This window comes from Nonomuraea sp. NPDC046570, from assembly GCF_040645915.1.
Classification (GTDB): Bacteria; Actinomycetota; Actinomycetes; order Streptosporangiales; family Streptosporangiaceae; genus Nonomuraea.
Genome location: NZ_JBEYZF010000043.1, coordinates 22,585 through 38,524, shown reverse-complemented (window position 1 = coordinate 38,524; position 15,940 = coordinate 22,585). Strand labels below are relative to the sequence as shown.

Genomic DNA, 15,940 nt, shown 5'->3' with positions numbered 1-15,940 from the left:
CCGGTCGACGGGTGTTACTTCTCGGCCGTGCCGGGTTTCCCGCTGATGGACTCCTGATAGATGTCCGCGTAGGTGCGCGAGTCCTTGATCAGGTCGTCGCAGAAGGCAGCGACATCGTTGCCGATGAGTTCCAGGACTCCCCTGTCGGCCGCGACGCCCTCCTCGAAGAATTCGAGGATCCCTGAGAGCAGGGGCCCGTCAAGCAAGTCGATCGGTCCGACCTTGAAGATGTACCTCTGAATCTCCTTGTAGACGATCTGATAGTCCGGCGGGAGCGCCTTGACCCGCGCCATGTGCGCCCGCCACTGCTTCTTGCCCTCGATGATGTCTTGGATGCCCACGTCAGCCTCCTAGCCGGCCCAATTTCTTTGCGACGTTCCTGTTCAGTTGCTCGCGCCACCGGTCGCGATAGCTCCGAGCCCCTTCTCCGCCGGCCAGCGCCGCGCAGAAGCCCTCGATGTCGTCACCCAGCACCTCGTGAATGCTCTGCCCATCGGACGCTGTCTCTTCGAGCAGCCCCAGAGCATTGTCGAGAATCGGCATCAGGTTTCGACCTGTGAAGTCCGCGTAGGGAGAAAGGTGACCCTTGATCTCTTCCCACGCCGCCCGGTAGTCGGCCGGCAATGCCTCGGCCCGGGCTTCGAACGCCTTCCATTCCCTGGTGAGATCGCTGCCTGTCATGGTCTCCCAGAAGTTCATCTCCCGCCCTCCTTGAGCTTGTCGATCCGTGATGTGATGTACTCCCATTTAGCCCAGAACGTTGCGAGTTCTTCGCGCCCCGCGTCGTTGAGCGCATAGAACTTGCGCGGCGGGCCCAGCCCGGACGGTCGTTTCGTCGCCTGGACGAGCCCGTTCTTCTCCAGCCGCAGCAGGATGGTGTAAACCGTCCCCTCGACGACGTCGGCGAAGCCGAGTTCGTTCAGCCGACGCGTGATGGCGTACCCGTAGGTCTCCTCGCTGCCGATGATTTCAAGCACGCAGCCCTCAAGCGTGCCCTTCAGCATCTCCGTCAGGTCGTCCATCGTGGGTCCTCTTCGGTCTCCTGGTACTTTGTAGTACCGAGTACCACTATACGGTACCACAGAGTAGTAAACCATGCCCAGCGGGCGGCGAGCGCAGACCACCGAAGCGATTCGATGATGGTCCCCTTTCGCGCCGCCCGGGACCTGCTGATGAGCATCCCGGGACTCGGGCCGATGGCCGCCGCCCAGGTGATCGGGGAGATCGGCACCACCCCGCAGGAGTTCTTCGCCACCGCCGCCAACCTCGCCTCCTGGGCGGGCACGTGCCCAGGCAACCACGAGTCCGCCGGCAAGCGCCGCTCCGGGAGGCGCCGCCACGGCAACCAGCACCTGCAACCGGTCTTGGTGGAGGCGGCCTGGTCAGCGGTGCGACATCCCGGCTACCTGCGCTCCCTCTACCACCGGCACGTGATGCAGAACGGCGGCTACCGCAGTCCGGTGGCCAAGAAGAAGGCGATCGTCACCGTCGCCCACGCCATGATCGTCATCATTTGGCACGTCCTGGCCACCGGCAAGCCCTACCACGAGCTCGGCGAGGACTACTTCACCACCCGCAAAGACCCCGAGAAGGAGGCGCAGCGGCTCATCGCCAAGCTCGAGGCCCTCGGCCACAAGGTCACCGTGGAACTCGCGCCAGCCTGACCAGCCTCCATCGAGACCCTGACCGACGATCACCAGCCAGGGTTCGCTGCCGCCTACTTCACTGAGGTCGACGCACGTGTCAGTCATGCGCTGCCGGTGTCAGGGAGACATTCCAGAAGTCGGCGTAGCGGCCGCCGCGGCGGAGCAGCTCGTCGTGGCTGCCTTCTTCCACGATCCGGCCGCCGTCGAGAAAGGCGATGCGATCGGCGCGTTGGACGGTCCGCATCCGATGCGCGACCATCACGACCGTCCGGCCGGCCATCAGGCGTTCGATGCCGTCGTGGACGGCTGCCTCGTTCACCGGGTCCAGCGCGGAGGTCACCTCATCCAGCAACACGATGGGCGCGTTCTTCAGCAGCGCCCGCGCGATCGAGACGCGCTGACGCTCACCGCCGGACAGCAGCGCACCGCCTTCACCAACATGTGCCGCCCAGCCCCCGGGCAGCCGCTCGATCACCTCATCCAGCCGCGCCGCGGTCGCCGCCGCTCGCACCTCGGCTTGGGAAGCGTCGGGACGGCCAAGCCGTATGTTCTCCTCGATCGTGCCGTCGAAGAGGTAGACGTCCTGGAAGACGATGGCGATCTGCGCCATCAACACCTCGGTGTCGATGGCGCGCACGTCCACGTCTCCTACGCGCGCCGCGCCCGCGTCCACGTCGTGGAACCGGGCGAGCAACTGCAGCAGTGTGCTTTTGCCCGCGCCTGAGGGGCCGACCACGGCAAGCCGCTGTCCCTCGGGCACGGACAACGACAGGTCGTCGAACACCTGGCGGTCGTCATGCCGGAAGGCGACGGACTCCAGCTCCAAGCCATGGCCCACCGGCTGGATCGGTTCCGGTGCTTCCGGCAGCGGCTCGGTGCGCAGGACCGCGTCGAGTCTGGCCAGTTCGGAGCGCGCGGCGCGGAGTTTGCCGCCGATGTCGGCCAGCGACAGGACCGGATCGGCGCAGCGGGCGGCCAGCACCAGGACCGTCAGCACCTCCGCAACACCGATGCTCCCGCCGAGCGCGAGGTAGGCGCCCAGAACCAGCAACACGGTGAACATCGCCTGCACCACGAGCGTCAAGCCGATCATGCCGGGCAACGCCGACAACACGGTACGGCGGGACGCGCGCTGGAGTTCCTGCAGCGAGTCGTCGAGCAACGTGAAGCGTTGGACGCTCCGGCCGCCGGCGCGCAGCACCGGCTGGGCTTGGAGGTATTCGATGACCCGTCCGGTGGCCTCGATGTCACGTTCGTGGCGATCGGCATCGCCTGCGGCCATCGAGCGGCCGGTCCAGATCTGGGTCGCCGCCACGAGCGGTACGGCGATCAGCGCGGCCAGCCCGAGCTGCCAATTGAAGGCGAGCATCACGACAACGATCGTCAACGGGGTGACGAAGGCGGAGATGTAGGGCGCCAGCAGATGCGCGATCACGCCCATCGTCTCCAGCACGCCCTGGCTGGCCAGGACGGATACCTCCCCGACTCGGCCGGTGCTGTACCAGCCGAGGGGCAGCCGGGCCAGATGATCGCCGAGGCGGTGATACATGCCCCGCAACAGCGTGGTTCCGGCGCGGAAGCCGAACAGATCGCTGACATAGCGCAGCACCGCGTAGATCGCGACCGCGCCGCCGAACGCGATCAGCCAGGGCAGAGCGTCTGCGGGGTTGCTGCCGAACAGGGTCCGCAGCACGGGAACCAGCAGGGCGTAGGACAAACCCTCGACGATCGCGGTCATCGTCATCAAGGCGACGGTGCGACGCACTGGCCGGGCGTAATCTTGGCCCAGGACGCGCAGCAGCATGCGAATCATCGGTACTCCTTGGATTGCCAGAAGGCGGCGAACTTTCCGTTCTCTGCCAGGAGGTCGGCGGGTCTGCCCTGCTCGACGATCGACCCGTTGTCCAGCATCACGACGGTGTCGGCGTCGGCGACCGTCTCCAGGCGGTGAGCGATGACCAGGATCGTGCGATCACCCTGCAGTGCCGCCAATGCCTGCCGTACCGCCTGCTCGGTCTGCGGGTCAGTGAAGGCGGTCGCCTCATCCAGCACCAGCACGGGCGTGGCTGCGAGCAGAGCGCGGGCGAGTGAGATCCGCTGCGCCTCGCCACCCGACAGCCCGGCCTCCTGTCCGAGCACCGTGTCGTAGCCGCGCGGCAGTTCAAGAATCCGCTCATGGATGTTCGCCATCCGGGCCGCGCTGACCACATCGTCAAGATCGGCATCCGGTACGGCGAGCGCGATGTTGTCCGCGACTGATGCGCGCAGCAGACGCACGTCCTGGAAGACGAAGGAGACCAGCTGGTGAAGCTTGTGGCTGCCGATCTCGCGCAGGTCGACGCCGCCCACGGTGATCGAACCGTGGGTCGGGTCGAAGAAGCGTGGCAGCAGCTGGACCAGCGTGGACTTGCCGCTGCCAGACGGGCCGACGATCGCGGTGACCGTACCCGGTTCGAGAGTCAGGTCGATCCCGCGCAGCACCTCGTGATCGGCTTCGTAGCCGAAGCGAACCTCGCGCAGCTCCACCCGGTGATCGCATGGTGTGACGGGGTGCGTGGGCTCAGGCAGCGGCTGCACGTCGAGCACGTCCTTGATCCGGCCGACCGCGCGCCGGGCCGCCTGCAGGTCGTCGAAGCTGTGGGAGATGAGGGCCGCCACCGGAGCGGTCAGGCCCAGCCCGAGCAGCAGGAAGGGCAGCAGGTCGGCCGGGGCCAGAGCGCCGCTCGTGATCAGGACCGCACCGCCGATCAGCACGACCAGCAGCACGAACGGCGGCGACAGCACCAGCTGCATTCCGGCGGCGATCACGGACAGGCCGCGCACGAAGCGGGAGTAGATGCCGACGAAATCGTCGGTGGCCGTGCGGAACCCGCGATGGGCGCGCCCGGAACCGCCGAACGCCTTGACGACCGAGATGCCCTGGACGAACTCGACGACGGAACTGGCGATCTGCCCCATGGCCGCCTCGAACTGCTTCTCCTCGCGCAGCCGGGTCGGAGTCATCATCAGCGGGAGGTGTGCCAGGGCCAGCGCCACCGGGATCAGCGTGATCAATGTGAGGCGCCAGTCGATGGTGAACAGATAGATCAGCGAGACGAGTGGCACCACGAACGCGGCGATGAGCTCGCCGGGGGCATGGGCGATGAACGGATGTACGGCACTGACGTCCTCGCCCACCACCTTCGTCAGCTCCCCGGTCCGGCGCCGGGACAACCAGCCGATCGGTACGCCGCCCAGCCGCGCGGCCAGGTGCCGGCGAAGGGCCAGTTGCACCCGGCCGTCGAGAAGGTGCCCGATTCCGGATGATGCGGCCGTGAACAGCAGTCGGACGAGCAAGCCGACCGCACCGGCTATCACGACGAACCAGACATGATCGTGATCGATCGGGCCTGGCGCCAGCAGGCTGCGCCCCAGTTCGATGACCGCCAGCAGCGGCGCGAGACCCGCGAGGGCGCCGATAACCTGCAAGAAGACAACGGCGGCGAAGCTCCATCGGTAAGGGCGCAGCAACCCTGCCACGGACTGTCCCTGCTCCCTCGCCGGCGCAAAGTCGGTTGTGGTCATCGCTGCATCGCCACGCGATAGAGGGCCGCGAGCGCGTCGTCGATGGGATGGGGCTGTGGCCTGCCCGTGGAGTCGAGCCTGTTCCACCTCTGCAGGTTCACCGCGACGGACATCTGCCGCTCGCCGTCGGCGCTGGTCATGGAGAGCGCTCCACCGCCCCAGACCGTGCCGCCATGGCCCCAGAAGGTCTCGCCGCCGGGGTCCTCCATCGGGTACAGGCCGAGGCCGTACTCGATCAGCTTGCCCTCTTGGGAGATGACAGGGACGGTGCGTCGCATCTGCGTCAGTGACGACTGGTTGACGATCTCGCCGGCGAGCAGCAGGCCGTAGAAGCGGTTGAGGTCCGCGACGGTCGATATCAGCGAGGCCGACGGCCCCACCCATGACATGTCGTAGACGCTGTAGTCGCGCGGCGGGTCGATCATGCCGAACCACGCCTCGTAGAGCTGCGAGTGGGGCCCGTTGACATGCGTTCCGGTGGGGAATTCCGTGTACCGGAGCCCGGCGCGCTCGATGACGTTCTGGGTGATGTACTTCTCAGCCGTGGTACCGGTCACCCGTTCCAGGAGTTTGACGAGGAGCAGGTAGTTGGTGTTGGAGTACAGCCCCGGAGTACCGCCCGGGGTGCCGATGGCAGGTGCGGTAACCCCCATCTGAATCAGTTCAGTGGGATCGAACCGTGTTAGCCGGTGGTCGTCCAGGCTTTGGGGCCCGGTGTCCGCGAGGGCGGGAAACGCCTTGAGGGAGGGGTAGGCGTAGGGGAGGTATTCGGCGAGGCCGCTGGTGTGGTTGATCAACATCCGGACCGTGATCGCGTCACCGCGTTCTCCGGGAACCAGCTTCGGCAGGTAGCGGCCGATCGGCGCGTCGAGACCGATCTGACCGCTCTCGACCTGCTGCAACACAGCGGCGGCGGTGAAGGTCTTGCTGATGCTGCCGACGCGGTGTCGCATGTCGGCAGTGACGGGACGGCCGGTGGTGACATCGGCGACCCCGGCCGCGCCGTGCCAGACCTGGTCGCTGTCACGAACCTCGGCGAACAGGCCCGGTATCCCGGCGCGGCGGACGTTCTCTATGGCGGTGTGCAGCTCCGCGGAATCCATGGCATGCGTCCTTTCGTATTTCCCGGGGTGAGCTGTACGGGCGGCGGGGCACGAGTGCCGGGCCGCCCGGCGCGCTCACGTTGGCACATTATGCACGCAGTGCGTGCAACGGCAAGTGCATGGGTTAGGCTGAGTCCGGCGAGAGGGTGAGATGACAGGTAGAAGACGCTGGTCGACCGAGGAGATCCTGGAGGCGGCGGCGGAGTTGCTGTGCACGGGCGACGCTGAGTCGTTCAGCGTGCGCAAGCTCGCCGCGGCGCTCGGGACCGATTCCTCCAGCCTCTACCGGCACTTCCGCAGCAAGACCGAACTGTTGCGCGCGGTCGCCGACCGGATCCTCGTGGCCGCCATGGACGGCTACCACCCCGAGGGCGACTGGAAGCAGCGCATCACGGCCCTGGCCTTGCGCGTGCGAGAGGCATCCGGACAGCAGCCCCAGCTCGCCGCGGTCTGGGGACGTTACGCCTCAGGCGGCGCCGGCTCCCGGCTGGTCATGGAAGAGATGCTGCAGGCTCTGCGCGCGTCGGGGCTGCCCGACGCGGAGATCCCGGCGCACTACCACCGGATCGCGGTCCTGGTCGCGGCGTTGATCGCCTCCGAGGCAGGGGTTAGCGCCCTCACCCCCGAAGAGTATGAACAGGGCATGGAGCTGTTCCGCGTCGCGGTGCTCGGCGCCGATCCCGAACGCTTCCCGGCCTTGGCCCACTTTGCCCGTGACGTCCTCCCTCTCGGGGCTGACCGCCGCGCCGCGTTCGAAGAGATTCTCGCCGCGCACCTTGCCCACATCGAGGCCGCAATCCGCCCGAGCTAGCCGACCGGCCCGTCGCTGGCAGCCGCCGTTCTCCTACATGGCCGGTTCGACGACCACGACGAAGGCCAGGTCGCCCTTGAAGCCCATGAACCATGGCGTGGGGGTCGAGTTTGGGGCCGGTGCCGTACTCGGCGGTGCCGGTCTTGCCTCGGGTGCCCGACGGGAGCCAGGCGGCCTTGGCGGTGCCCTTGGTGACCACGGCGGCCATCAGGGCGTGGCAGCGGAGTCTTGACGCCCTCGGGCAGCGCCCGCTCCTGCTCAGCAGACCGGCTCAAGACCGCCGGCCTCGAACAACTCCGCGATCATCACGACCGCACCGGCATCGGCAGCATCGCGCCGACCGCGAGCGGCTCGACGGCGAAGTTCACCGTCAGCACGGCAGCCAGAAGCCGTCCCTGGCCAAGGGCGCGCAGCAGGCTGGCGGCCGGGACTTGCAGGAAGGTCACATACAGCAGCGCGCCCAGCACCGGGTTGATCGCGATGGCCAGGCCCGCCCCCTGCGCGGGTAGCGCCCAGCCCAGCAGTGTCCCGGCGCCGATCGCGGCCAAGTAAATGGCGATCTGGTGATCTTCTGTGCGGGCGGGCAGGGTGACGGTCTGGCTCATTGCAGGCGTGGGTCCTGTTCGGGTGGTGCTTGTTGGTGGTGCGCTCGAACGACAGGTGCCGTCGGGGGGCGGGTTCAGCGTGCCACGGCCCCTGCCCGCACCACCTGGGCAGGGGCGGATCGGCGGTGACGGGCGGGCTACTCGCTGGGCGGGACGGCAGGGGGCCCGGCTGGCGTCGCCTGGCCACCGCGCCCGCCGCGGCCCCGGCCGCCAAGGCCAGCCCGGCCAGGGCGATAGGCCAGGGGCCGAGCTGGTCGACCCATCCGGCGAGGGTGTTCTGCAGAGCGGCGGCCGCGTCGATGACCGGGCCACCGGCCGCGTGTCCGGATGCCAGGCGTAGCTCGTACAGGCCATACCAGGCGACTTAGCCGCCGCTGATCAGCAGCAGGACGCCGCTGAGGGCGGCGACCTTGCTCCGCCGCGGCGGACCGTCACCGACGGTAAGCCTGTACCTCGGTACCGGATGCAAGCCCCATTCGGGTTCGCCTTGGGCCCGAAGCGAACCGGGGGCTTCCCTCAACCATAACAATCTACTATCGTCGATGTTCGATGAACGAGTATGGAGTGGGCCCGCTGGATCGGGCCGAGGCCGAGGAGTACGCGAGCTGGTTCAAGGCGCTGGCCGACGCCACCCGGATCCAGATCGTGTCGTTGTTGGCCCGGCGGCGGGAGCCGATGACGGTCGGCGAGATCGTGCAGGTGTCCGGGGTGGGGCAGTCGACGGTCTCGCACCACTTGAAGCTCCTGGCCGAGGTGCGGTTCGTGCTGGTCGAGCGGCGCGGCACCTCCAGTCTGTACCGGATCAACGAGGCCTGTGTGAGCTGCTTTCCGACCGCGGCTGATGTGGTCATGGGCAAGCCCGTCCCCGAACCCCCGGTGTGTGAGTGAAGGAGCCGTGTGATGGCTGACGAGGAGATCATCCAGCGCTACTCCGGCCTGGCCCGCCAGGCGCTGGAGGGCGAGCGCGTCACGGATTGCGGCCCGCAGGCCTTCGCCGACGGCGGTTTCGGCACGGCGGGCTACGACGACCTGGCCGGCCTGCCGGACGGCGCACTGCTGGCGAGCCTGGGCTGCGGCAATCCGGTCGCGGTCGCTGAGCTGCGGGCCGGGGAGACGGTGCTGGATCTGGGCTCGGGCGGCGGCATCGACGTGTTGCTGTCGGCGCGCCGGGTCGGCCCGTACGGCAAGGCCTACGGGCTGGACGCCAGCGCGGAGATGGTGGAGCTGGCCCGCCGCAACACCGCCCAGGCCGGCGTGATGAACGTAGAGTTCCTGCACGGCACCATCGAGCAGGTTCCGCTGCCCGGCCAGAGCGTGGACGTGGTCATCTCCAACTGCGTGATCAACCTGTCCGACGACAAGGCCGCGGTGCTGGCCGAGGCGTTCCGGGTGCTGCGCCCCGGCGGCCGGCTGGGCATCAGCGACGTCGTCACCGACGGCCAGGCCGACCCGGTACGGCAGGCGGCCGCCGAGCAGCGGATCGGCTGCGCGGCCGGGGCGCTCAGCATGGACGCCTATCGTGCCCTGCTCGCGGCGGCCGGGTTCATGCAGGTGGCGATCACGCTGACCGCCGGCCACGGCGACGGCGTGCACTCGGCCATCGTCCAGGCGGCCAAGCCCGCCATCGGGCCGGGCCTGGAGATCCGGCCGATGCGCGCGGCCGACGCCGCCCAGGTGCTGGCCATCTACCAGGCCGGGCTGGACACCGGCCAGGCCAGCTTCGAGACGGTCGCGCCGTCGTGGGAGGGTTTTGACGCCGGCAAGCTGCCGCATCTGCGCTACGTCGCCGTCGACACCGAGACCGGCGAGGTCGTCGGCTGGGTCGCCGCCTCGCCGGTCTCGAGCAGGCCGGTGTATGCGGGGGTGGTCGAGCACAGCGTCTACGTGCATCCGGGCTGCCAGGCCCACGGCATCGGCCGCTCACTGCTGACCGCGTTCATCGCGGCGGCCGAGGACGCCGGCGTGTGGACCATCCAATCCGGGATCTTCCCCGGCAACGCCGCCAGCCTGTCGCTGCACCAGGCGCTGGGCTTTCGCGTGGTCGGCATCCGCGAGCGCATCGGCCGCCACCACGGCATCTGGCGCGACGTCATCCTCGTGGAGCGCCGCAGCGACTCAGCCGGGCGCTGAGCAGGCGGTCGGGCAGCACGGCGGACAGCGAGGGATCGGCACCGACTGTTCACTCGCTGCTCGCCTCCTGCGCATCGATGGATGTCAATATCGAGGCTCATCTATGTAACCGCGGGAGCCCCGAGATGCCGGACACCTACAAGCGCCACGACCTGACCATCGACCAGCAGCTCGCCCTGACCGCCGCCGCACGTCCACCCCGGTAAGCGCTACCTGGACTGGGAGCTCGACGATCCCGCGGGCCTGACCGTCGAGGACGTGCGCTCGATCCGGGACGAGATCGAGCACCGGGTCCGCGCCCTGCTGGCCGACCTCGACGTCCCCGTCACCGAGCATGCATAGACGTATGTCAATATAGACGTGAGCTGACTTCGATGGTCATCTATAAGGGAGGGTGTATGGAGCTGCTGCAGATCCTGGAGTGCAGCCCACCGCTGACGCGCGAACCGCTGGACGCCGAGCAGGCCGCCGGCGTGGCGCGGGTGTTCAAGGCGCTGGGTGATCCGGTGCGGCTGCGCATCCTGTCGATCGTGGCCAGCCGGGAAGGCGGCGAGGTGTGCGTGTGCGACATCACCGGCGCCTTCGAGTTGTCCCAGCCGACCATCAGCCACCACCTCAAGGTCCTCAAGGAGGTCGACCTGCTGACTTCGGAGCGGCGGGCCTCGTGGGTGTACTACCGGCTGGTGCCCGAGACGCTGGGTGAGCTGTCGGCGCTGCTCGGCGTCCCGGCGACGGTGTAGACCTGTGGCCACTCGCGCTTCCGCCCCGACGCCTCCGCCGAGCCCGGGCGTGATCGCCGGGCTGTCCACGCTGGACCGCTTCCTGCCGGTGTGGATCGGCACCGCGATGGCCGCCGGGCTCCTACTCGGCCGCCTGCTGCCCAGCCTGAACACCGCCCTGGAAGCGGTGAAGATCGGGCAGATCTCGCTGCCGATCGCGCTGGGCCTGCTGCTGATGATGTACCCGGTGCTGGCCAAGGTCCGCTACGACCGCCTCGACACCGTCACCGGCGACCGCCGCCTGCTCATCTCCTCCCTGGTGCTCAACTGGATCGTCGGGCCCGCGTTGATGTTCGCCCTGGCCTGGGCGCTGCTGCCGGACCTGCCGGAGTACCGCACGGGTCTGATCATCGTCGGCCTGGCCCGCTGCATCGCCATGGTCCTCATCTGGAACGACCTGGCCTGCGGCGACCGCGAGGCCGCCGCCGTCCTCGTGGCCTTGAACTCCGTCTTCCAGGTGGTCGCGTTCGGGCTGCTCGGCTGGTTCTACCTGGAACTGCTGCCCGGCTGGCTCGGCCTGTCCAAGGCGGCCCTGGAGGTGTACGCGTGGGACATCGCCAAGTACGTGCTCATCTTCCTCGGTATCCCGCTGGCCGCCGGATACGCCTCACGCAAGCTCGGCGAGCGCACCCGCGGCCGCGAATGGTACGAGCAACGCTACCTGCCGAAGATCGGGCCGATCGCCCTGTACGGGCTGCTGTTCACCATCGTCATCCTGTTCGCACTGCAAGGCCACACCATCAGCGAACGCCCCCTCGATGTGGCCCGGATCGCGCTGCCGCTGCTGGCCTACTTCGCCCTGATGTGGGGCGGCTCGTTCCTGGCCGGGCGGGCGGTCGGCCTGCCCTACGACCGCACCACCACGCTCGCCTTCACCGCCGCCGGCAACAACTTCGAGCTCGCCATCGCCGTCGCGGTCGGCGTCTTCGGCGTCACCTCAGGCCAGGCCCTGGCCGGAGTGGTCGGCCCGCTCATCGAGGTCCCCGTCCTGGTCGCCCTGGTCTACGTCAGCCTGTGGGGCCGACGCCTGTTCAAGGAGCCCGCGAATGTCCGATAAGCCCAGCAGGCCCAGCGTGCTGCTCGTCTGCGTGCACAACCCCGGCCGCTCCCAAATGGCCGCCGGATGGCTCACCCATCTGTCCGGTGGCCGCATCGAGGTGCGCTCGGCCGGGTCCGCGCCCGCCGACCAGGTCAACCCGGTCGCCGTCGAGGCCATGAACGAAGTGGGCATCGACATCACCGGCGCCCAGCCCAAGGTGCTCACACCCGACGCTGTCGAGGCCTCCGACGTCGTGATCACCATGGACTGCGGCGACGCCTGCCCGATCTTCCCCGGCAAACGCTACGAGGACTGGAAACTTGACGACCCCGCCGGCCAGGGCATCGAGGCCGTACGCGAGATCCGGGACGAGATCAAGAACCGCGTCGAGAAGCTGCTCATCGACCTGCCGCGGACCTGACATCAGCATCTGCCGGGCGAGGAGGCCGCCAAGACGCTGAAGGCAGCGCCCACCTACTCCGCCATCGTCCGCGAAGCCGGGGAGCTCACCCCTAGGCTCGGTGGCGTTGTCGCTCTGGCGGTGTGGAGTGGCTGCAGCGCTTTGGCCCACGGCGACAGCTACGGCACGATGTCCAAGCTGGACAAGGAGATCGTCGCCCGCAATGACGACATCGCGCTCGTGCGCATTACCGGCTCGATCAGTGGGCTGTTCTGGTCCACCGTGGCCGAGCAGGCGCACCAGGCGGACGACGGCGTCGAGGAGTTCGGCCGAAGCGGTGCTGACGGCCAGGCCCGGCGGAGCGTCGTCACCGAGCTCCGGGAGGTCGCCGGGAGCCGCCTGCAGCAGTACCTCGGCGACACTGGCCGGATGCAGGGTCAGCCCGACCCCGAGCCCTGGCAGCTCCGGGCTGGCCTTGGCGAAGTGGGCGGTCACCGGCAGGTCGACCGAGGCGACGAGGTACTGCCCCTCCCGGTACTCGTAGACCGTGTCGCCCAACGCGAACCGTTTCACTCCTTGCGCGACCACAGCCAGCACGTTGCCGTAGGTCGCCGGCGTCGGCGGCGTGGGCTGTTCGGCCTTGAAGATCAGCACGTCCTCGATGGAAGTCCTCAGATCAGGCCGAGCATGGCGATTGAGAAGATCGCGTAATTCGTCGAGGACCATGATCCCGATTCAAGCAGCACCCGCGGACCGCGACAATCATTCGCGATGAGCACGGACATCGCGCAGGGGTGGGTGCCGACCGGCTTATGCGCAGACCAGCTGCCGTGATGGCTGGCGCCCTTAGATCGGCACTGCTTCGCGGCGTCCGAAGAACTCATGTGCGTCTGCCAAGGACTTCGGCCAGCAGGTTGAGCGCGTCGATCACGCGTTCGCGGTCCTCGCCCAGCCCTTCGAGCAGTTCTGCCTCCCTGGCCAGTTGCCGGGGGAAGATCGCGTCGACGGCCGCCTCGCCTGCGGGTGTCAGCCGTACCAGTGCGGCGCGCCGGTCGAACGGGCTGGGTTCTCGCACAGCACTCCAACGCCGACTACCGCATCGGCGCCCTGAAGTACGTGCTCGCCCTCAACGAAGGCCACCGCTTCCACCACCTCAAATGGGCCGGCATCGGCGACGTCAACTTCGGCCTGTTCACCCTCATCTGGGACCACCTGCTCGGCACCTTCTCCTACGACCCCACCCGCCCCTTTCCCTCCGACCAGCTCGGCATGGCCGCCAAACCCGACTACCCCACCGGCTACCTGGCCCAGCTGGCCGAGCCCTTCCGCGCCTCAGGCGCGTGCAGCAGCAGCGCGCCCGCCGGTGAGCACGGCGACAGCGTCACTGTCTGATCAGTCACCGTCTGACCCAGGCAGCTGGAGACGGTCTCGGGCGGTCTCAGGTGGCGGTGGCCGCCTGGGGGGCGCTGTCCGGTAGCCGGTCACGCCGATCCAGCCGTGCGACGGCCGCCGCGGAGACCAGCCCGGCGGCGGCCAGTAGCAGCCACGGCAGGCCGGCCAGCCCGCGGGCGCGGGCCACATCGAGCAGGGCCCCGGCCAGCAGGTTGCCGGCCAGGATGCCGACGCCTGAGGCCAGGTTGTACAGCCCGTAGTAGGTGCCGACCAGACGGTCTCCTGCCATGTCGGCGATCGTGGCCATCTCGAATGGGAAGGCGATCAGTGTGCCTGTGGTGAGCAGCACGACGCACGCCGCCAGTGCCGCCAGTGTCCCCGCCCGCGCCACGGCCGGGGACGCCGCCCCGGGCAGGGCCGCCGTGGCGGCCAGGGGCAGGAAGGCGACGCCCATAAGCGCCAGGCCGCGGCTGATCGCCTGGCCGCGCCGCCACCGCGCGGCGCACCAGGCGGTCAGGCGTACTTGGGCCGCGATGCCCAGCAGCGCCGAGATCGCATACAGCACCGTCACCCCGGCCGAGCCGCCGCCGAGCCGTTCCATCTCCAGCGGCAGCGCCAGGTACATCTGATACGACAGCGCGTAGGAGGCGATCATCGCAGTGGCGAAGGCGACGAACGCCCGGTCGGTGAAGGCGCGCCGCCACTCACGCAGCACCGGCTCGCGCTCGCCCGCCTGTGGGCGGCGGGCGGGCAGGCAGCAGCCCTGCAGGATGGTCAGCACCGCGAAGATCGCCGCCGCGGTCAGGCACACGATGGGGAAACCGGCGTTCAGCAGCGCGATGCCAGCCAGCGGGCCGGCCAGGATGCCGCCCTGGTAGAAGACGTTGAACACGGCGAACGCCTCCTCCTTGCGTGATCCCGCCTCGCAGGCGAGGTAGGCGCGGGCGGCGGGGTTGAACAGTGCCCCGGCCACGCCGGTCAGCACGGCGGCGGCGATCAGCCACGGCAGCGCGGTGGTGAGCCCGAACAGGGCGAACCCGGCGGTGCGCAGCGCGCACCCGGCCATGATCATCGGTTTGTAGCCGAGCCGGTCGGCCAGGGTGCCGCCGATCAGGAACAGGCCCTGCTGGCTCAGGTTCCGCACGCCGAGGATGAGCCCGATCGTCCAGGCGGCCAGGCCCGCGCCGGCGGCCAGGTGCTGGGCCAGGTAGGGCATGAGCATGTAGAAGCCGAGGTTGATGCCCGCCTGGTTGATCTGCAGCAGTTGGATCGGGCGGTCGAAGGAGCGGAACTGCTCCAGGGTGCCCCTCATCGCGGGTCGCCCATCACGCGGCCCGCGACGAGCGCTTCCGTCCCGGGCCCTCGGGCGGGGCCGTGGGCAGGTCCTTCGGCGGGTTCTCCCGTGTGGGGCATCAGGGGATCGCTGATGCGGGTGCAGCGGCTCCAGTGGTGCACCTCCCGCTCGGCGGGGGTGGCCAGCGGGTCGGGCTCGTCGGCCGGGACGGTGCCGAGCAGGTCGTGGGCGTTGCAGAATTCGTCGTCGTAGATGGTGTTCCAGTACCGCCACGGTCCGTCGGGGAAGACAGCGACGATGGTCTGGCCGGGTTGGGTACGGGCCAGCCAGCGGGCCACCAGGGCGACCGCGCCGGTGCTCCAGCCGCCGCAGACGTAGTGGCGGGTGGCCAGGGTGCGGCAGGCCCACACCGCTTCTGCCGGGGCGACCCAGTGGACCTCGCTGAAGGCGTCGTAGGCGACGTTGCGCGGGTGGATGCTGGAGCCCAGGCCGCGCATCAGCCGCGGCCGGGCGGGCTGGCCGAAGATGGTCGAACCGACGGCGTCGACGCCGACTAGGCGCAGGCCGGGAAAGTGACGGCGCAGCACGGCGTGGATGCCCGCACTGTGCCCGCCGGTGCCGACCGAGCACACCAGCGCATCGATATGCGGCAGCCTGGCCAGCAGTTCGTGGGCCAGCCCGGCGTAGGCGTCGACGTTGTCGGGGTTGTTGTACTGGTCGGGGCAGTAGGAGCCGGGGATGTCGGCGAGCAGCTGCTGCACGCGCTCGCGGCGGGCCTGCTGCCAGCCGCCGGCCGGGTGCGGCTCGGTGACGATCTCCAGGCGGACCCCGTAGGAGGCCAGCAGCCGGCACATGAGCGGCTCCATCCCGGGATCGCCGACCAGCACGACGGGATGGCCGAAGACGATCCCGGCCAGGGCCAGGCCGAGCCCGAGGGTGCCGCTGGTCGATTCGACGATGGTGGCGCCCGGCCGCAGCTCTTCCCGGGCGCGGGCCTGACGCACCATGTGCAGGGCGGGCCGGTCCTTGATGCCGCCGGGGTTGAATCCTTCGAGCTTGGCCCAAAACCCCGCACCATTCGGCGTGGAGCCGGGCGTACCGTCTGGGGCGGGCGGTTCGGATATGAAGGCCAGCGGCGTGTTGCCGACCGTGAGAGACAACGCGGAACAGTCGATTG

At 68.9% G+C, this 15,940-nt stretch carries 18 protein-coding genes and 1 pseudogene; 8 read left to right on the top strand and 11 right to left on the bottom strand.

The genetic code is table 11. From position 1 onward, the window contains the following. Positions 1-14 precede the first annotated feature (14 nt). From ABZ911_RS37935 to ABZ911_RS37925, 3 genes are read right to left on the bottom strand one after another with little or no spacing between them, the layout of a single operon-like run. Positions 15-341 (bottom strand): DUF1048 domain-containing protein, encoded by a 327-nt coding sequence (locus tag ABZ911_RS37935; protein WP_358067690.1) that lies wholly within the window; start codon positions 339-341, stop codon positions 15-17. A gap of 1 nt (position 342) precedes the next feature. Beyond that, complete coding sequence (locus tag ABZ911_RS37930) at positions 343-699, bottom strand: DUF1048 domain-containing protein (protein WP_358067687.1); 357 nt, start codon at positions 697-699, stop codon at positions 343-345. Next, a complete protein-coding gene (locus ABZ911_RS37925; RefSeq protein ID WP_155350237.1) occupies positions 696-1,022 on the bottom strand; it encodes a PadR family transcriptional regulator in 327 nt (108 codons plus the stop codon). Before ABZ911_RS37925 ends, ABZ911_RS37930 begins: the two co-directional genes overlap by 4 nt. Before the next feature lie 114 nt (positions 1,023-1,136). Between ABZ911_RS37925 and ABZ911_RS37920 the strand changes: the two genes are divergently transcribed. After that, positions 1,137-1,664: an IS110 family transposase gene (locus ABZ911_RS37920; protein ID WP_358067684.1), complete on the top strand. Its 528-nt coding sequence runs from the start codon at positions 1,137-1,139 to the stop codon at positions 1,662-1,664. 79 nt (positions 1,665-1,743) lie between these two features. On the opposite strand, the gene ABZ911_RS37915 is transcribed toward ABZ911_RS37920, so the two are convergent. The 3 genes from ABZ911_RS37915 to ABZ911_RS37905 are packed head-to-tail and all read right to left on the bottom strand — an operon-like array spanning position 1,744 to position 6,313. Beyond that, positions 1,744-3,459, bottom strand: coding sequence for an ABC transporter ATP-binding protein (locus ABZ911_RS37915; protein WP_358067681.1), 1,716 nt, complete (start codon positions 3,457-3,459; stop codon positions 1,744-1,746). Next, positions 3,456-5,297, bottom strand: coding sequence for an ABC transporter ATP-binding protein (locus ABZ911_RS37910; RefSeq protein WP_358067678.1), 1,842 nt, complete (start codon positions 5,295-5,297; stop codon positions 3,456-3,458). The genes ABZ911_RS37915 and ABZ911_RS37910 overlap by 4 nt, the downstream gene beginning before the upstream one ends. Next, positions 5,207-6,313, bottom strand: a complete 1,107-nt coding sequence (locus tag ABZ911_RS37905) for a serine hydrolase domain-containing protein (protein WP_358067675.1) — start codon at positions 6,311-6,313, stop codon at positions 5,207-5,209. Before ABZ911_RS37905 ends, ABZ911_RS37910 begins: the two co-directional genes overlap by 91 nt. Before the next feature lie 151 nt (positions 6,314-6,464). Between ABZ911_RS37905 and ABZ911_RS37900 the strand changes: the two genes are divergently transcribed. Next, the gene (locus ABZ911_RS37900) at positions 6,465-7,124 is read left to right on the top strand and encodes a helix-turn-helix domain-containing protein (RefSeq protein ID WP_358067673.1); all 660 of its coding nucleotides are present in this window, start codon (positions 6,465-6,467) and stop codon (positions 7,122-7,124) included. Positions 7,125-7,429: 305 nt separating this feature from the next. On the opposite strand, the gene ABZ911_RS37895 is transcribed toward ABZ911_RS37900, so the two are convergent. Then, a complete protein-coding gene (locus ABZ911_RS37895) occupies positions 7,430-7,729 on the bottom strand; it encodes a hypothetical protein (protein ID WP_358067670.1) in 300 nt (99 codons plus the stop codon). A gap of 549 nt (positions 7,730-8,278) precedes the next feature. On the opposite strand from ABZ911_RS37895, the gene ABZ911_RS37890 reads away from it, so the two are divergent. From ABZ911_RS37890 to ABZ911_RS37870, 5 genes are all read left to right on the top strand, one after another. Then, a complete protein-coding gene (locus ABZ911_RS37890) occupies positions 8,279-8,617 on the top strand; it encodes a metalloregulator ArsR/SmtB family transcription factor (protein WP_358067667.1) in 339 nt (112 codons plus the stop codon). Positions 8,618-8,629: 12 nt separating this feature from the next. Continuing rightward, positions 8,630-9,859, top strand: a complete 1,230-nt coding sequence (locus ABZ911_RS37885) for a GNAT family N-acetyltransferase (RefSeq protein ID WP_358067664.1) — start codon at positions 8,630-8,632, stop codon at positions 9,857-9,859. A 398-nt stretch (positions 9,860-10,257) separates the two neighbouring features. Next, the gene (locus tag ABZ911_RS37880; RefSeq protein ID WP_358067661.1) at positions 10,258-10,599 is read left to right on the top strand and encodes a metalloregulator ArsR/SmtB family transcription factor; all 342 of its coding nucleotides are present in this window, start codon (positions 10,258-10,260) and stop codon (positions 10,597-10,599) included. A 4-nt stretch (positions 10,600-10,603) separates the two neighbouring features. Further along, the gene (arsB, locus tag ABZ911_RS37875) at positions 10,604-11,695 is read left to right on the top strand and encodes an ACR3 family arsenite efflux transporter (protein ID WP_358067658.1); all 1,092 of its coding nucleotides are present in this window, start codon (positions 10,604-10,606) and stop codon (positions 11,693-11,695) included. After that, positions 11,685-12,098: an arsenate reductase ArsC gene (locus tag ABZ911_RS37870; protein ID WP_358067655.1), complete on the top strand. Its 414-nt coding sequence runs from the start codon at positions 11,685-11,687 to the stop codon at positions 12,096-12,098. Before arsB ends, ABZ911_RS37870 begins: the two co-directional genes overlap by 11 nt. A 324-nt stretch (positions 12,099-12,422) precedes the next feature. Here ABZ911_RS37870 and ABZ911_RS37865 read toward each other — a convergent pair. Both ABZ911_RS37865 and ABZ911_RS37860 read right to left on the bottom strand, forming a co-directional pair. Continuing rightward, positions 12,423-12,803: pseudogene (locus ABZ911_RS37865) on the bottom strand (AraC family transcriptional regulator); the annotation flags it as partial. 154 nt (positions 12,804-12,957) lie between these two features. Beyond that, complete coding sequence (locus ABZ911_RS37860; RefSeq protein WP_358067652.1) at positions 12,958-13,152, bottom strand: hypothetical protein; 195 nt, start codon at positions 13,150-13,152, stop codon at positions 12,958-12,960. Positions 13,153-13,193: 41 nt separating this feature from the next. Here ABZ911_RS37860 and ABZ911_RS37855 point away from each other — a divergent pair, with 41 nt between their 5' ends. Continuing rightward, positions 13,194-13,469, top strand: a complete 276-nt coding sequence (locus ABZ911_RS37855; protein WP_358067649.1) for a hypothetical protein — start codon at positions 13,194-13,196, stop codon at positions 13,467-13,469. 46 nt (positions 13,470-13,515) lie between these two features. On the opposite strand, the gene ABZ911_RS37850 is transcribed toward ABZ911_RS37855, so the two are convergent. Next, entirely contained in the window at positions 13,516-14,781 is a 1,266-nt protein-coding gene (locus ABZ911_RS37850; RefSeq protein ID WP_358067646.1) for an MFS transporter, read from the bottom strand. After that, the gene (locus ABZ911_RS37845; RefSeq protein ID WP_358067643.1) at positions 14,778-15,923 is read right to left on the bottom strand and encodes a PLP-dependent cysteine synthase family protein; all 1,146 of its coding nucleotides are present in this window, start codon (positions 15,921-15,923) and stop codon (positions 14,778-14,780) included. The genes ABZ911_RS37850 and ABZ911_RS37845 overlap by 4 nt, the downstream gene beginning before the upstream one ends. Positions 15,924-15,940: the final 17 nt, after the last annotated feature.

Bases quoted from the DNA above. Each gene is read 5' to 3' on its own strand.
- ABZ911_RS37895 (WP_358067670.1), bottom strand. From the start codon at position 7,729: ATGAGCCAGACCGTCACCCTGCCCGCCCGCACAGAAGATCACCAGATC.
- ABZ911_RS37930 (WP_358067687.1), bottom strand. From the start codon at position 699: ATGAACTTCTGGGAGACCATGACAGGCAGCGATCTCACCAGGGAATGG.
- ABZ911_RS37850 (WP_358067646.1), bottom strand. From the start codon at position 14,781: ATGAGGGGCACCCTGGAGCAGTTCCGCTCCTTCGACCGCCCGATCCAA.
- ABZ911_RS37885 (WP_358067664.1), top strand. From the start codon at position 8,630: ATGGCTGACGAGGAGATCATCCAGCGCTACTCCGGCCTGGCCCGCCAG.
- ABZ911_RS37920 (WP_358067684.1), top strand. From the start codon at position 1,137: ATGATGGTCCCCTTTCGCGCCGCCCGGGACCTGCTGATGAGCATCCCG.
- ABZ911_RS37880 (WP_358067661.1), top strand. From the start codon at position 10,258: ATGGAGCTGCTGCAGATCCTGGAGTGCAGCCCACCGCTGACGCGCGAA.
- ABZ911_RS37890 (WP_358067667.1), top strand. From the start codon at position 8,279: ATGAACGAGTATGGAGTGGGCCCGCTGGATCGGGCCGAGGCCGAGGAG.
- ABZ911_RS37905 (WP_358067675.1), bottom strand. From the start codon at position 6,313: ATGGATTCCGCGGAGCTGCACACCGCCATAGAGAACGTCCGCCGCGCC.
- ABZ911_RS37915 (WP_358067681.1), bottom strand. From the start codon at position 3,459: ATGATTCGCATGCTGCTGCGCGTCCTGGGCCAAGATTACGCCCGGCCA.
- ABZ911_RS37925 (WP_155350237.1), bottom strand. From the start codon at position 1,022: ATGGACGACCTGACGGAGATGCTGAAGGGCACGCTTGAGGGCTGCGTG.
- ABZ911_RS37870 (WP_358067655.1), top strand. From the start codon at position 11,685: ATGTCCGATAAGCCCAGCAGGCCCAGCGTGCTGCTCGTCTGCGTGCAC.
- ABZ911_RS37900 (WP_358067673.1), top strand. From the start codon at position 6,465: ATGACAGGTAGAAGACGCTGGTCGACCGAGGAGATCCTGGAGGCGGCG.